At 38.0% G+C, this 16,184-nt stretch carries 14 protein-coding genes and 2 riboswitches; of the genes, 5 read left to right on the top strand and 9 right to left on the bottom strand.

From position 1 onward, the window contains the following. Window positions 1–15: 15 nt before the first annotated feature. On the bottom strand, window positions 16–3,468 hold the full coding sequence (gene metH, locus MK805_RS10805) for a methionine synthase (protein ID WP_240875906.1): 3,453 nt from the start codon (window positions 3,466–3,468) through the stop codon (window positions 16–18). 72 nt (window positions 3,469–3,540) lie between these two features. Continuing rightward, window positions 3,541–3,651, bottom strand: a riboswitch (SAM riboswitch). 588 nt (window positions 3,652–4,239) lie between these two features. Further along, window positions 4,240–4,347, top strand: a riboswitch (SAM riboswitch). 131 nt (window positions 4,348–4,478) lie between these two features. Here metH and metC point away from each other — a divergent pair. Together metC and MK805_RS10815 are read left to right on the top strand one after the other, a co-directional pair. Then, window positions 4,479–5,639, top strand: a complete 1,161-nt coding sequence (metC, locus tag MK805_RS10810) for a cystathionine beta-lyase (protein WP_240875907.1) — start codon at window positions 4,479–4,481, stop codon at window positions 5,637–5,639. A gap of 155 nt (window positions 5,640–5,794) precedes the next feature. Further along, window positions 5,795–6,253, top strand: coding sequence for an SgcJ/EcaC family oxidoreductase (locus MK805_RS10815; RefSeq protein WP_240875908.1), 459 nt, complete (start codon window positions 5,795–5,797; stop codon window positions 6,251–6,253). Between the two features lie 29 nt (window positions 6,254–6,282). Here the strand turns inward: MK805_RS10815 and MK805_RS10820 are convergent, their stop codons facing one another. Beyond that, window positions 6,283–7,110 carry a squalene/phytoene synthase family protein gene (locus MK805_RS10820; RefSeq protein WP_240875909.1) on the bottom strand — a complete coding sequence of 276 codons (828 nt, stop codon included), beginning with the start codon at window positions 7,108–7,110 and terminating at the stop codon, window positions 6,283–6,285. Window positions 7,111–7,384: 274 nt separating this feature from the next. Here MK805_RS10820 and MK805_RS10825 point away from each other — a divergent pair, with 274 nt between their 5' ends. Together MK805_RS10825 and MK805_RS10830 are read left to right on the top strand one after the other, a co-directional pair. Continuing rightward, window positions 7,385–8,608 carry an MFS transporter gene (locus MK805_RS10825; RefSeq protein ID WP_240876106.1) on the top strand — a complete coding sequence of 408 codons (1,224 nt, stop codon included), beginning with the start codon at window positions 7,385–7,387 and terminating at the stop codon, window positions 8,606–8,608. A 154-nt stretch (window positions 8,609–8,762) separates the two neighbouring features. Further along, window positions 8,763–9,284, top strand: a complete 522-nt coding sequence (locus MK805_RS10830; RefSeq protein WP_240875910.1) for a contact-dependent growth inhibition system immunity protein — start codon at window positions 8,763–8,765, stop codon at window positions 9,282–9,284. 220 nt (window positions 9,285–9,504) lie between these two features. On the opposite strand, the gene panB is transcribed toward MK805_RS10830, so the two are convergent. Together panB and MK805_RS10840 are read right to left on the bottom strand one after the other, a co-directional pair. Continuing rightward, window positions 9,505–10,356, bottom strand: coding sequence for a 3-methyl-2-oxobutanoate hydroxymethyltransferase (panB, locus tag MK805_RS10835; protein WP_240875911.1), 852 nt, complete (start codon window positions 10,354–10,356; stop codon window positions 9,505–9,507). Window positions 10,357–10,517: 161 nt separating this feature from the next. Further along, entirely contained in the window at window positions 10,518–11,024 is a 507-nt protein-coding gene (locus tag MK805_RS10840) for a macro domain-containing protein (RefSeq protein WP_240875912.1), read from the bottom strand. A 127-nt stretch (window positions 11,025–11,151) separates the two neighbouring features. Here MK805_RS10840 and MK805_RS10845 point away from each other — a divergent pair, with 127 nt between their 5' ends. Beyond that, window positions 11,152–11,931: an alpha/beta fold hydrolase gene (locus tag MK805_RS10845; RefSeq protein ID WP_240875913.1), complete on the top strand. Its 780-nt coding sequence runs from the start codon at window positions 11,152–11,154 to the stop codon at window positions 11,929–11,931. Between the two features lie 48 nt (window positions 11,932–11,979). Here MK805_RS10845 and MK805_RS10850 read toward each other — a convergent pair whose 3' ends face one another. From MK805_RS10850 to MK805_RS10870, 5 genes are all read right to left on the bottom strand, one after another. Beyond that, window positions 11,980–12,369, bottom strand: coding sequence for a VOC family protein (locus MK805_RS10850; RefSeq protein WP_240875914.1), 390 nt, complete (start codon window positions 12,367–12,369; stop codon window positions 11,980–11,982). An 11-nt stretch (window positions 12,370–12,380) separates the two neighbouring features. Then, window positions 12,381–13,250, bottom strand: a complete 870-nt coding sequence (locus MK805_RS10855; RefSeq protein ID WP_240875915.1) for a L,D-transpeptidase family protein — start codon at window positions 13,248–13,250, stop codon at window positions 12,381–12,383. 105 nt (window positions 13,251–13,355) lie between these two features. Further along, window positions 13,356–13,739 carry a VOC family protein gene (locus MK805_RS10860; protein WP_240875916.1) on the bottom strand — a complete coding sequence of 128 codons (384 nt, stop codon included), beginning with the start codon at window positions 13,737–13,739 and terminating at the stop codon, window positions 13,356–13,358. A 34-nt stretch (window positions 13,740–13,773) separates the two neighbouring features. Further along, the gene (locus MK805_RS10865) at window positions 13,774–13,956 is read right to left on the bottom strand and encodes a YbdD/YjiX family protein (protein ID WP_240875917.1); all 183 of its coding nucleotides are present in this window, start codon (window positions 13,954–13,956) and stop codon (window positions 13,774–13,776) included. Between the two features lie 2 nt (window positions 13,957–13,958). Beyond that, window positions 13,959–16,022: a carbon starvation CstA family protein gene (locus MK805_RS10870; RefSeq protein ID WP_275092332.1), complete on the bottom strand. Its 2,064-nt coding sequence runs from the start codon at window positions 16,020–16,022 to the stop codon at window positions 13,959–13,961. Window positions 16,023–16,184: the final 162 nt, after the last annotated feature.

Consider the following 16,184-nt stretch of genomic DNA (forward strand, 5'->3'; position numbering starts at 1 on the left):
TCAAGTTTATCCCTCCTAAATCGCATTGAAATAACGAGCTTGTGGGTGGGCAAATACCATTGCAGAGACAGATGCTTCGGGTTCCATCATAAATCCTTCTGTTAACTCTATTCCGATATCTTCTGGTTTTAAGAGATGAAATAATTTACTTTGGTCTTCTAGGTCAGGACATGCAGGATAACCAAAAGAGACTCGAATTCCTTGATAACGTGCCCCAAACCGTTCTTTCATTGTCATTTCTAGGGGATCTGGGAAGCCCCATGCGTTCCGCATGATCTGATGTATTCTTTCTGCAAAGGCCTCGGCTAGCTCTAAAGCTAAAGCTTGAATCATATGAGAGTATAAGTAAGATCCATTATTTTTCCAGTTTTCCGCGAGCTCTCGTACCCCTTTTCCAGCAGTGACTGCAAAAAATCCAACGGTATCCATCTCCCCTGAAGTTACTGGACGAAGGAAGTCAGCTAAACATAAATGAGGCTCTATCTGTTGTCTTGGAAAATGGAACTGTTCTACTATTTGCGATGTATTGGTAGGGTCATATATTAGTACAGTGTCTCCATCGGATTGTGCTGGGTAAAATTGATATAAACCTTGGGGTGACAAATATGAATTGGCTATAACTTCATTCCAAAGGTGATCCAATTGCTCTTTTAGTTCAACCGTTTTTGGATCACCACTTTCTAATAAATTTGCTACATTTCCTTTTATACCTAAGTGTTTTCCCAAGAGCATCTGTTCATTGATATAGGCTTTCAGATGTTGAAGGGGATAATTTCGTAAAACATGACGTGCATAATCAGGAGCAGCAAATAATTTTGCTTTTCGGTCGATTGGTGAGCGAGTCACAGGTGTTCGAGTGATGGGAACTACTGATTCTATGGTTTCTCGTTTTTCTTTTATTTGTTCTTTTCTCTGATGCATTTCCTCGACAATGGTTTTTCTTTTGTTAGGAGAGCTTAATTGGTTTGCTAAATCTAAGCCATGCATAGCATCTTTGGCATAAAGAACAGGTCCTTCATAAGCTGGAGCGATTCGGTTTTCGGTAAATTTCCTAGTTAAAGCAGCCCCACCTACTAAGAGAGGAATGTCGATTCCAACTGATTGTAGATCTTGAGCAGTGATAACCATTTGTTGTGCTGATTTTACTAAGAGTCCTGATAAACCAATTGCATCGGGTAGTTCTTCACGGCAAGCAGCAATTAATTGTTCTGGAGTTACTTTAATTCCGAGATTTACAATGCTATAGCCATTATTGGACAGAATAATTTCAACTAGATTTTTCCCAATATCATGAACATCTCCTTTTACAGTAGCTAAAATGATTTTTCCTTTGGAGGAAGTTTCTTTCTTGTCCATATGAGGCTCTAGATGTGCAACAGAGGCTTTCATCACTTCTGCACTTTGCAGCACTTCGGCTACGATTAATTGGTTATCATTAAAGAGTCGTCCGACTTCATCCATTCCAGCCATAAGTGGTCCATTGATGATATCCAGAGGAGAGTCCTTTTGTAGAGCCAGATCTAGATCGGCAATTAATCCGTCTTTGGAACCTTCTACAACATAATTTGCCAAGCGCTGTTCTAGAGTTAAGGTTTTCGCAGATTGTTTCTTTTCTATTTTTTTCTCGCGATAAAATTCAGTAAAAGTAGCTAATACTTCTTCATAGTTCGTTTTGTTTGTACCAAATAACAATTTTTTTGCTAGTTGTCTTTCTTCGTCAGGAATTGAAGCATATCGTTCAAGGCGCTCGGAGTTCACAATGGCATAATCGAGCCCGGCCTTGGTGCACTCATAAAGGTAAACTGCATTTAATACTTCACGACCAGCAGTAGGTAAACCAAATGAGACATTAGAAACCCCGAGTATAGTGGTACATGCTGGCAGGCTTTCTTTTATAAGGCGAATTCCTTCTACTGTTTCTAAAGCAGAGCCAATATATTGTTCATCACCAGTACCAACAGGAAAAACGAGTGGATCAAAAATAATATCTTGGGGATTTATTTTATACTTCTCTGTTAACAACTGAAAGGATCGCTGGGCCACTGCTAATTTTCGTTCTTTTGAAACAGCCATTCCTTCCTCGTCAATGGTACCAACTACTACAGAAGCTCCAAAACGATGGATCAAAGGGACAACTTCCGCAAAACGGTCTTCTCCATCTTCGAGGTTGATGGAATTAATAATCGCTTTACCTTGGGAGTAGGACAAAGCCATTTCTATTACTTTTGGATCTGTAGAATCTATCATCAGCGGCACTTTCACTTTCTTTGTCACAAATTTCAAAAATTGTTCCATGTCTTCTAACTCATCACGATCAGGATCTGCAAGACAAATATCGATGATTTGTGCTCCACCTTTTACTTGTTTACGAGCAACTTCAGATGCATCTTCGTATTTTTCTTCTGCAATCCATGATTTAAATAAACGTGATCCAATTACATTGGTACGTTCTCCGACAAGCAGGGGTCGATTGTCTTCCTCAACATAGACAGATTCTATACCAGAAACAGCAGGAAGGTGAGAGGGGGCAGGGTTGCGTGGCTGAAAGGCCGCAACAGCTTGTTTAATCGCACGGATGTGTTCAGGTGTTGTGCCACAACAACCACCGACTAGATTAAGCCACCCAGCCGCAGCAAATTCGCTTAATTTTTTTGCCAAAGCTGATGGAGTTTCCAAGTAATTACCGTCTTCATCTGGTAGACCAGCATTTGGATAACAAGAAACAGCACAAGTAGCTAGAGTGGATAAAGTGCGAATATGATCTTTCATAAATTCCGGTCCTGTCGCACAGTTTAATCCAACTGCAAGAGGATTAAGATGTTCGATCGACAAATAAAATGCTTCGATATTTTGCCCGGCTAGCATGGTACCCATTGGTTCTATTGTTCCAGAAATAATAATCGGAACACGTCTTTTCCTCGCTTGAAAAGCACGTTCCATTCCGATACAAGCAGCTTTTACATTCAAGGTGTCTTGTGAGGTTTCCAATAAAAGTAGATCAATGTCTTCCATCAAAAGTGCTTCCACTTGTTCGTAGTAGGAGTGAGCTAGCTCATGAAAAGTAATTCCGCCTGTCACAGTAAGGGTTTTGGTGGTTGGACCGATAGAGCCGGCTACATAACGAGGATGCTCTGCTGTACTAAAATGATCTCGGGCTGTACAAGCTATTCGGGCTGCTGCTTGGTTGATTTCTGTTGTTCGGTTTTGTAAATCATACTCCGCTAAAACAATGGAAGTTGCCCCAAATGTATTGGTTTCAATAATATCGGCACCTGCTTCTAAATATGATTTATGAATATTAAGAATTACATCTGGCCGGGTTAGATTTAATATTTCATTGCATCCTTCATATTCCTCACCATTAAAATCTTTTTCGCTTAACTCCGCACGTTGAAGCATTGTTCCCATCGCTCCATCGATGACAAGTATTTTTTCTTTCAGTCGCTCTACAATGGGCTTTCTGTTCATTACTATCATCCTTTGTGTAAGATCAAAAAAACCTTTCATCTAGAGATGAAAGGTGAACGATTGTGTCGCCAGCTCTCATCTCGCGGAATCCAATCATCCGCAGGATTTGGCACCATATTGATCCTTAGATCAATTGGTTGCCGGGTTTCATCGGGCCAGTCCCTCCACCGCTCTTGATAAGAGAAAGATTATATTTGGTTAAATTTGTTACTCCCAACTACTAATTATACTACAGGGTTATAAGAAAAAGAAGATTGATTATTTGCTATACAGAAATTTTCGAGTACTTGCTTTTGGGTTTAAGGATTTCTTTGGATGAATATACAATAATCGATGAACAGTTGCAATTCTTTTTGTTTAGGCGTTATACTTAACTTACATTTGGTGTCAACCAGAACTCTGGAGTCGTTATGCCGAACCGCCCTTCGAAGAAGCCTTGTGGTGTGCAAACTCTGGGTCCTGGAGCCCCTGGTCGTCTTTCCCACCGTATGCCGCTTGCAAGTCTCGACAACGGTCGAGGTCAGTCTGCCAGGCGCCAAGTGAGGACCACCATGGGGACTGCTGTCGTTGAAGCCATTTTGGCTAAGCTGAGCGCCGCATAACAAGCGCTCTCGGGGTTCTGTACTGATTGTGGATACCCACATCCACAATCAGTACCCCAATTCACAATAATATCGGATAATTTTGTTTTCGTATTTGACTTCTATCCGGATGTAGGATAACCTAAAAATAGCTAGAGCAAATCTTGAATAAAATAATATTTTGATAATTCTCTTATCGAGAGTGGCGGAGGGACTGGCCCGATGAAGCCCGGCAACCAATTGATTTATTCAATAAGGTGCCAATTCCTGCAGGAAGTATATTCCTGATAGATAAGGGAAGAGGAAACGATGGATAAAACTGGCCTCTTCTCTTAGGAGAAGGGGTTTTTTGATGCAAAAAAATAGGACAAGAACTTCAGTAGTTAATACGGATAAGTGCCTAGTAAAAAGAAATGGGGAGTGATTTGGATGAGAATAGAGACATTGTTATTGCATAATGGAAATGAGTTAGATCCACAGACAGGGGCTTCAAGTGTTCCCATTTATCAAGCTTCTACCTTTCATCAGTTTGATATTGATAAACCGGGACAATTCGATTATTCCCGAAGTGGAAATCCAACACGCCAAGCATTAGAAGATACCATTGCAAAGCTAGAAGGTGGTTGTCGAGGCTTTGCTTTTGCTTCAGGTATGGCAGCAATATCTACTGTGTTTCTGTTATTGTCCAAAGGAGACCATATCATTGTTTCACAAGATGTTTATGGTGGTACGTATCGTATTTTAACGCAAGTGCTCAGTCGATTTGGTATTGATAGTACCTTTGTCAATACAACCAAAACAGAAGCTATCACTCAAGCACTTCGTCCAAATACGAAAGCTATCTATATCGAAACTCCTTCTAATCCAACCCTTAAAGTAACAGATCTAAGTGAAATAGTAAGAATAGCAAAAGAAAATAAATTATTATCTATTGTCGATAATACATTTCTAACACCTTATTATCAGCGTCCATTAGCATTTGGATTTGATATCGTTGTGCATAGCGCAACGAAGTTTTTGGGCGGACACAGTGATGTAGTGGCAGGACTTGTAGCAGTAAGGGATGAACAATTAGCAGATCAAATGAAGACCCTGCAAAATGCGTTTGGAGCAGTACTCGGAGTGCAAGATTCATGGTTAATCCTTCGTGGATTAAAAACACTGCAAGCTAGGTTGGACATATCTTCCAAAAATGCAGAAAAGCTAGCAGTGTGGCTACAGGAGCATAAAGAAGTGGAGAAAGTATATTATACCGGTTTAGAGGAACATGAAGGTCATCGTATCCAGTGCAAACAAGCCAGTGGGCATGGTGCAGTATTATCTTTTGATGTAGGAAGTGGAGAAAAAGTAAGGCAACTACTTCAGAAGATTCGACTACCTATCGTTGCTGTTAGTTTAGGTTCTGTAGAAAGTATTTTATCTTATCCTGCATTGATGTCCCATGCGGCAATGCCAAAAGAAGTTAGATTAAAACATGGGATAACAGATGGGTTGCTTCGCTTTTCTGTAGGTTTAGAAAATGTTGAAGACCTTATGGAAGATCTATCCCAAGCATTGGATTCCAAGGTTTCTTTTGCTGTAGCAAGATAAAAAGTAAAGGTAGCACTTAAGACCATTGATAACAATGGTCTTTTGCTGTGAAGAAACAAACTTCAAAGGGAATGGGAGAGACGCTTATTTGGCTAAGATGGATATGCATCATATATTTTATTTTTGCTCATCTGAGCATGGGAGGAGCAGTCTAAATGAAGAATGAAGACTCGGTACGGACACTATATCTTAAGTTAATACAAGCATGGAATGATCGTAATGCGGAGCAAATGTCATCTTGCTTTGAGACAAATGGGGAGATGATTGGTTTTGATGGAACTTGTATTTCTGGACGTCAACTTATATTTGAACACTTAGATGAGATTTTTGCTCATCATTCAACTCCTCCTTTTACTTGTATCATTAAAAATATTCGCTTTTTGCAATCTGAAATTGCAGTTTTACGGGCGATTGCAGGGATGGTCCCAGAAGGAGAGTCAAAGTTAAATCCTGAATTAAATGCTGTGCAGACGTTAGTAGCAATTCAAAAAGAAGGGAAGTGGGAAGTGGCCCATTTTCAAAACACTCCTGCTCAATTTCATGGCAGACCAGAATTAGTCGAGCAGATGACAACAGAATTGGAGAAGCAGAGAATGGAAAAGAGTGCCTATTGAGAGACACTCTTTTTGTTATTTCTATTTTCTTATTCCGAGACTACTCTATTAACAATTTCTTTTACTTCAGTTCTACTAATTTTTTCTCTTCCTTGAGCTAAACCATCCAATGTACCATGAGCAAGAGCTAGAGGAATTTCACAAAAGTGGAGGATCGATCCTGGATTTAAACTTTCGATGTAAGTATCCCCTAATTCGAGATTTCGTTTCGCATAATCGAACATTTCTTTTTCCCCCCAACCGTCTGGGAAAAAATTGACTCCACGATCTTTATCTTCTGAACGATTTCTTAGTATATTCACTGATTGTAATCCTCTTCCAAAAGCAATGGCTAAATCTCTATCGGTTTTCGTTTCATCATGCCATTCCCAAATGTCTGAGAGCATGACACCGACTAATCCAGCAACATAGTAGGTATAATCATCTAAATCTTTTTCAGTTTTGATCTGCCAATCTTTCATCACCCATTCTGCCATTCCTTGTGCCATGATGGATGTCGCTTCTTTAATGCGTGTTTGAAGTGCTGGAGGGCATATTTTTAGCCAATCTGATAATCGAAGGGTTACCTCAGGAAGCTTCGATTGATAGGGCTTATAGAGGCCGTTCAAAACTTTTTCATCCATGTCTCCAGCATTTAATAATTTACTAATTTCTACTAGAAGATCATGTTTTGTAGCAGATGGAAGGTCAGGATGGTCTTCGATTTCGTCAATAGCTCTCATACATAAATAAGCAGAAGCTACAGCTTCTTTTAATCCGTCTGTTAAATAACTAATTGGAATAGAGAATGTTCGACTTGTTTTTTCTAAAACTTCAAATGCTTCCTTATATAAAGCGCTTGCGCTTGGTTTAATCATAATACTGTGGTCACCCTTTGTATCTGTATTTTCAAAAATCTTTTATATACATATTTTTAGAAGGAAGCATAGCTCTCTTCTATTATACTTTATTCGCCAGGACACGAAAGGAGATTCCCATAATTATTCTAAAACGAGCGATGGAAATATCTTCTTATTAGTATCGACCATCTTCAGGTTAATAAAACAAAAAATGTTAGTTGGAAACCTTTTTAATTTTATTTATAAATGTTATTATACAAAATGGATGACGGAAAGAAAGGAAGTACAAGAAATGTCTTCTCCGATCTCAGTAACCACACCTGAACATAACAAGATTGCGCTTACTACCTATAAGATATTGTTTATCATTAGTATTTGTCATCTTTTAAATGACACCCTCCAAGCAGTAGTTCCTGCGATGTTTCCTATTTTAGAAAAGGAAATGGGCCTTACTTTTACTCAATTAGGGGTAATTGCAGCTGTTTTAAATATCGTTTCTTCCTTATTTCAGCCTGTGATCGGTTGGTTTTCTGATAAAAAACCAAGACCCTATGCATTACCGCTCGGACTAGCATGTTCCTTGTTAGGAATGTTGATGCTGGCACTTATCCCCCGATATAGTTGGATTATTTTTAGTGTGGCACTCGTAGGCATGGGATCTGCTGTATTCCATCCTGAAGGCTCTCGAGTGGCACATTTAGCTGCTGGTTCCAAAAAGGGTCTGGCTCAATCCATCTATCAAGTAGGAGGAAACTCAGGTCAAGCTTTAGCTCCTCTGATTACAGCTCTTATTTTAGTTCCATTTGGGCAGTTTGGTGCTATCTGGTTTACTTTTGCAGCTGCACTAGCTGTCTTATTATTAACATATATTGCAAAGTGGTATCGAAATGAACTTCATGTACGTGTGATGACAAAGAAAAAAGCGGCAATAGGGTCTGCTAATTTGAGCAAAACGGTATGGATTGCCCTTATATTGACGATGTTTATCTTATTGGCCCGCTCATTGTACATTGTTTGTATGACCAATTATTACAGTTTTTACATTATTAAAACGTATCACTTTTCCATTACCACTTCACAAGCATATTTATTTGCATTTCTCATCAGCGGGGCAGTAGGAACATTTTTTGGTGGACCTCTCGGTGATCGATTTGGGAAGAAAAATGTAATTTTGTATTCTCTATTAGGAAGTGCGCCATTCACTATTTTACTTCCTTATGTTGGACCTATCAGTTGTTTTGTTTTGATACTTTTAATAGGATTTATCATGATGACTAGTTTTTCTGTATCTGTTGTCTATGCACAAGATTTAGTTCCAAGCAAGATTGGAACTATGTCAGGATTAACAGTGGGTTTTATTTTTGGATTAGGTGCAATTGGTTCGGTTTTATTTGGAAATCTAGCAGACCTAATTGGTATAACGAAAACCATATCAATCGTTGGATTTTTACCTATATTAGGTGTTCTAGGATTCTTTCTGCCTTCTGAAAAAAAGTTAGCAGAAATACACAAATGATGAAAAGGATGCTCCTAGCATCCTTTTTGCATAGAACGGGTTTTAAAAATCAGATTATTATAATTATTTCCTTTTTATAACCTATGTGTAGATGATTCTTGTATAATTTCTATTAGTAAATAAATGTTCTTATTGGTTTAAGGGGGTGAAAAAGATGGCAAGAGATGAAATATGTCGTTTAACTCTTGAAGAAATAGAAAAAATCAAAGGATTTAACTATGATGAATTTAATGATGAAGAATCAAATAAATATCCTTTACCACAATGGTATAACCGAATTAGACATAAAACATTGGCTGATTTAACGGTTTCTGACTTGTCCAGAGGGTTAAGACAAGATATTTTTTTGGATTACATAGGCTGGGAAATAGTTTATCGATTGGATAACGATATCTTGTTAGGTTACTTTCGAGATGGAGAGTTATTAGCCGGGATTGGTTTGTTACAAAAACATTGGGAACAAGATCTAGCATTAAAAGAAGAAGTTAAGAAGTTACTTTCTAAAACTTTTCAGAAAAAGCTCCTTTTAAAGGCTGTAAAATCTAACAAAATAACTTCAAATGATTATAAATACATATTGGATTCGTTATATCCTTTGATTCGAGAATTGGAACTAGGGAAAAAAATCATGGAAGAGCCTGGGAAAAAGGGATTGCGGATGAGATTATGGAGGTGATAGTTTCCTTATAAGTTTATCAGTCAAGGATATTGAAAAGCACATAAACTTCTTTAACATTTGTTGTATAGAAAAAGGATTACAAGTTAAAATTCGGTGTATCCAAAACAAACTGATCATTAACCCAGCTCAAAAATGTATTCAACCAAATGTTAGATAAATAAAAATATAAAAAAGACTTGAATCCTAATTCATACTAGGTCTTCAAGCCTTTTTTATTTCAACTTTTATTTTTAATCTGATTAAACTCTATCCCATCTTCAAGCCACATCTTAAATTGTTTTAGCTCGTCAGGGTGCATATGTTTGAAATGTGCTTCTGTAGGAAATTTACTCATCTGAAGATCTTGGATGTATAGTTGAAAGGACTCGAATATATCTTTGCGTAAATTGGCGTATTTTTTTGCATGCCGAAATGAATGCGGAGTTATTCCTAATAAATCATGTACGACCAAAACTTGACCATCCGTATAGCGTCCAGCACCAATGCCAATAGTAGGAATCCTTAATTTTTTCGTTATTTCGCTTGAAACTTCTTCGGGTACTAGTTCCAAAACTAATGACTTAGCACCTGCTTGTTGTATTCGAATGGAGTCTATTATCAATTGCTTAGCTTCGGAAAATGATTTCCCTTGTATCGCTGCTTTAGGCTGAAATTGTGCATTATATCCAAGATGAGCCCATACTTCAAATCCATTTGAAGTTAGGTGGTGAATAATTTCTTCGTGTGCTCCTTCTAATTTAATGCCATCAGCCCCCGCTGATTGCAATTTTATTGCATTCTGAAGAGCCATTTCTGGGTTTTGGTAGGTTTGATAAGGTAAATCAGCTACAACATAAGCTTTGGAAATACCACGACGAACTGCTTTTACATGATGAAGAATGTCCTCAATCGTAACTTCTTTTTCACTGTGATATCCTAACACGTTGGTACCTACACTGTCTCCAATCAATACGACATCAATATCTACATGATCGAGCAAAACTGCTGTAGGATAGTCATAGCAAGTTACCATTGAAATCTTTCTTTTTGATTTTTGAGCTTGTAAAAATTTTAAATCCTTCACCATCATTCATTCCTCCATCTCAGTCCTTAAAAGGATCCAAGTGTTGTTGTGTACTTACATCATGAGAAATAAAAAAATAAGTGAGATTCCATTCTGGATATCTCCTTATAGTAATTATAGCGTATATTATTTGGAGTGTTGGGTTTTATTTAATCAGAAGAGAAGTCTTACTGTTCTCTGTGGTATCGGATTTGATCAGGTGATGGAAGTTGATATAAAAAGATATCTTGATTATTTTGCTCAGATACTTTTGATAACATCTGAGATATTTCATCCCAATTTCCACCGGACAATCCAGCACCTATTCCAAATGGAAGTCCTATTTTAATCGTTCCCTCGTATTCAGATTGTATAAATTGAAGCATTGTATCTACCGCTTGTTGCAATGCTTCTACTTTTGTGTATGTTCTTTTTCTCCCATAGCGATTTTGTCCATATAAGTTGAAGATGAGGCGATTTTCTACTTTTTTATCCTTGACTTTAGTATATGAAAAACGTCCTAAGCGATCTGCGCCGTAAGGAATAGAAAAGTTTTTATCTGTCTCATGAACTTCCGGATACAATAGGCGTATTTGCTTTGCAATTCCAGCGCCCATTACTCCCCAACAATTGCATTGATGTCCGATGATGGTGCAATCGGATTTTAATAAGTCTCCGGATATAATATGAATCAAATACAAACCTCCTTTTGGTATGTACATGCAATATTAAAATTGTGACTATTCTGTTATAGTATAATAGAATGATTTAGGAAAAAGTAGAGTAGATAGAGGGGGGAACCCAATTTATGGGGATATACATATGAAAACAAAAACAATAAAAACCACTAAAGGGACAACGATTTCCTTTACAGATAAAGGAGCAGGAAACCCAGTAGTGCTGATTCATGGTTTTGTAGGAGATCTGCATTATTGGGATCATGTGATAGAGCCGCTCTCACAAAATTATCGAGTAATCGTAATTGATTTACCTGGACATGGAAGTTCTTCTTTATCTGATGAAACTTTTACTACTGAAGATTATGCTGATGAAGTTGCAAGTCTTGTCCAGCAACTAAACCTTACGAAAATATCGCTGATTGGACATTCATTAGGTGGGTACATTACTGTGGCTTTTGCTAAAAAGTATGCTTCTTTGTTAGAACGTTTTGCACTTGTGCATTCTACTGCTCTTCCAGATACGGAGGAAGCAAAAGCAGGTAGACTTGCTGGAATGGAAAAGATCAAATCAGATGGTCTCCAAGTATTTGTCGATGGTCTTGTTCCTAAATTATTTGCTCCTGATCATCTTACGAAATACGAACAAATTACAAAAGAAATTGGTTATAAAACTTCAACAGAAGGTGCACTAGCAGCTTTAGAAGCAATGCGCAGCAGACCAGATTTATCAGCTGTGTTAGCAACCGCAACTGTCCCTGTTCTTCTGGTAGCTGGGAGTAATGATAAGGTAGTTCCAGCCGAGCGAGTATTTGCAGCAGAAGGAGATCATATTAAAAAAGTAGTCATTTCATCGGTAGGTCACATGAGTATGTATGAGGCTCCTGAGGAATTAATCCGTGAGTTACAAGAGTTTTTAGGATAATTTCATTTAAAAATACCCACTTGGTATATACCAAGTGGGTATACTACTTTATTTCGGTGATTCGAATAATTCAAGTGATTCCTTATCAGGGCCATAAAAAAAGATATATTTTGCTCCATTAGGTAGAATTGTAATTTCTTCATCAGCAAAAGGCACATTAAGTTGCTTTAAACGCTCTATTTCCTTTTCTATGTTGTCAACTGCAAATGCTAGATGATGCACGACTCCTTCTTTTGGTAAATCATTTTTGTAACCATGTATAAGCTCTACTTCAGTTTCAGAAGAACTCGGAAAAGAAAGGAATACCAGTGTGATGCTTGGGTCCGTATGCACCAATGTACCCCGAATTTCCATTCCTATCACGTCACGATAAAATGCGATAGATTGTTCTAGATCTTGGACCATAATTCCTACATGTTCTAATTTTTGAATAGCCATTATATTTGCTCCTATTCTTGTACAGTTGTCTTACTGATATAACCTGTGGTTTGGTTTTTTAATTGCAGTTGATAAAAATCGTCTTGCACATCTTTGTAAGTTAAAATGGTTCCATATTTTACTTTCTGCAGGACTGTAGAGGAGGTATTTGGTTCTGAGCGGATATTTGCCAAGTCTACATCTACAATAATAGTAGACTTCTCTGCTGAAATAAGAAAGTTCTTTTGAATGAACGCGTATTTGTTATTCCCTAGCTTTACCTGCACCCAATTTCCGGATATTCCTGTTTTCTCAAGTGTAGTAGATTTATTTTTTGTAGTAGTGATAAACGAACCTATATTAGGGCCTGTCCATAGCTTTACTTTAGTTCGAGGTATGGTAACAGTTCCTGCCTCTTTTTGTAACCCCACTGATGCATTACCTCGCCAATGATTATCACTTTTTCCGCTATGTATCCATACGGGAGTGCCTTCATTCACGATTTGATAGAGTTCTTTGACATCCTCATTATTCATGCGAACACATCCACTTGATGCATGTTTGCCAATGGAATCTGGATCGTTGGTACCATGAATACCATAGGTGCGGCCGCGATCTCCATTCACTTCTAGACCATGCCATCTAGGTCCTAAGGGGTTTTTTGGATCACCGCCTGGAGTATCCTTCCATTTAGGGTCAACTATTTTTACAACCAAAGGAAAGGTGCCCTCTGGTGTTAAATCATTTGATCGTCCTGTAGCAACTGGATACGTTTTTTTTACTTTACCATCAGCGTACAAATAAAGTTTGTTTGTCTCTTTATTTATTTCAATTTGATAGTAGATGGGTTCATCTTGAGCTGCATAGGAGTTGTTTGGAGACAAAGTTAGCCAAGTTGCCACTAATAAAGATAAAGAAAGTAAAAGTTTAATAGTAACACCCCTTTCCATATATTCACTATATGGTTAATTATATGAATTATCCATAAGGAAAGGGGAAGTGTACTGTTATTGCCAATTTTTCATTCGTTCTTTTAGGGAGCCAGTGAAAATTTCCAATACAATACCGTCTGGATCTTGGAATTGAAAGGATAGTCCACCTCCGCGTTTGATCGGTTCTCTTACAATAGGAATTCCCTGCTTTTTCATTCGATTTACTAATCGATGAAAATCAGATTCCTCTACGGTAAATGCGACATGATCCATTCCTAATCCTTCATTAGGGAATTTCTGATCTCTCTTTTCCAATAGACATATCCACGCAGTTCCCCACTCAAGGTAAGCATCGGTTCGAGCTAGATGGACCAATGTCATTCCAAGTATATCGCAATAAAAAGTTAGACTTCTCTGAAGGTCACTAATACGTAAGGTAAGGTGATTAAAACCTTTCAACTCATGCAGTCCTTTCTAAATAAGTTGATATGGTCTAGCAACAACGCCTGATGCTACTATTCCCATATTTTTCATCTATTGCTTTTTGGTAAAATTTCTTTTCAGAAAGTGGCGTTCCACCAGGATGGTGTTTTTGAAAATGAATCAAATACCGTTTATAATTCGGTACACCTGCTATTTCATTTAGGTAATTAGCAACTGTTTTCAGCCATCTCATAATTATACCTCCTTTTTTATATACTTTGATTCATAGAGCTGAAGGGACTCTCGTTTTATTAGTATCGTGTACCATACACGTAGAGAATCAAGTAAAATAATCAAGATAAAGAGAATGAAGATGCCTGTTAACACTGCATCTATTCTGTTGTTGAAAACAATTTGGTTCATTTGCTCCATATTATTGGCAAGACCTAGAAGTTTACCGCTGGACATGGCAGTTTGGTATTTGTCGGATGCTGCCAAAAAACCAATTGCTGGGCTTGGATCAAATATTTTTTGCCAACCTGCTGTCATGGTAATGGTAGTTAACCAAATGAGAGGCACAGCAGTAATCCATGCATAAATGGCTTTTCCCATTTTGATCAATATCGTTGTTCCTACAGCTAAAGCGATAACTGCTAACATTTGATTGGCAATCCCAAATAAAGGCCATAGCGTGTTGATTCCACCAAGTGGGTCTACTACTCCTTGATAGAGGAAATAGCCCCACATTGCAACAATAATTGCACTTGTCAAGATATTAGCAGGGTACCAGTCTGTTTTCCCTAGTTTTGGAGCTATTCTGCCGAGTAAACCTTGTAACACAAATCGACCGACCCTTGTTCCAGCATCGATTGTTGTTAAAATAAAAACTGCTTCAAATAGGATTGCGAAGTGATACCATAGGGACATCCATGTTTTTCCTCCTATGACAGAAGAAAAAATAGTAGCCATTCCAATTGCAAGAGTTGGGGCTCCACCTGTTCGTGATAAAATGGATTCCTCGCCAATTTGATTTGCTAGATTTGATAGATCATGAGGAGTAATGGAAAAGCCAAACTCAGACACAACTTTCGCTGCACTGTTCACATCAGTACCAATAATGGCTGCAGGACTGTTGATGGCAAAATATGTTCCGGGCGTAATAATGCAGGCAGCAATCAGCGCCATGATGGCGACAAAAGACTCTGTAATCATACCACCATAACCGATCAATCGTGCTTGTGATTCACGCATGATCATTTTTGGAGTTGTTCCAGATGAAACAAGTGCATGGAAACCAGAAATAGATCCGCAGGCGATGGTAATAAAAACGAAAGGAAATAGATTTCCTGAAAATACTGGGCCTGTTCCATTGATGAACTTGGTGAGTGCAAGCATCTGCAATTCAGGCATCACCAGTAAAATGCCGATTGCTAATCCTAAAATAGTACTTATCTTAAGAAAGGTACTCAAATAATCGCGAGGAGCAAGAAGTAGCCATACAGGAATGACGGAAGCAACAAATCCATATAAAATCATCATCCAAGCGATGGTTGTTCCTTCAAAAGTAAACAAGGGACCTAATATTGGATGATTTGCAATGAATTGACCGCTCCAAAGGCAGATTAAGAGAAGAAAAAATCCGATCAGAGATGATTCGAGTATTTTTCCTGGACGAAGATAACGCATATAGATTCCCATGAATAAAGCAATTGGAATTGTCGATACAATTGTAAACATTCCCCAAGGGCTTTCTGCGAGTGCTTTGACTACAACTAATCCTAAAACAGCAAGCAAAATGGTCATAATTCCAATAATTGCAATGAGAGAAGTAAATCCCGCAACAGGACCTATTTCGTCACGAGCGATATCACCAAGCGATTTTCCGTTTCTCCGCATAGAACCAAATAAGATAATGAAATCTTGGACTGCTCCACCGATCACCACTCCAATAATAATCCAAAGTGTTCCTGGTAAATATCCCATTTGTGAAGCAAGAATGGGACCAACTAAAGGACCTGCACCGGCAATTGCAGCAAAATGGTGACCGAATAAGACCCATTTATTAGTAGGAACAAAGTCTTTTCCATCATTATAGACTTCAGCAGGCGTTTTCCGCTGATCATCAAGTTGCAGTACTTTTTTGGCTATATACAGACTATAAAATCGGTAAGCGATGGCATATGTACATACAGCAGCAGTTAATAGCCAGATAGAATTGACGGTTTCTCCACGATTTAAGGCAAGGACTGCAAAACACCCTGCACCGAGCATAGAAACGAAAGACCAAATAAGATAAGATTTCCAGTGATTCTTCATCATCTCATTCCTTTTCTATTACCATTATTCGAAAAATTACTAATAAAATCTTATTCTAATATAAATTATCTAATTTTGGATACGTATGCTAATCATGAAAAGAATTTCAACTAATGAAATGCGATATAAATCAAATAGATTCATGTAATGATGATAAGTACATTA

It is taken from the genome of Shimazuella soli (genome assembly GCF_022511585.1).
Lineage (GTDB): Bacteria > Bacillota > Bacilli > Thermoactinomycetales > Thermoactinomycetaceae > Shimazuella > Shimazuella soli.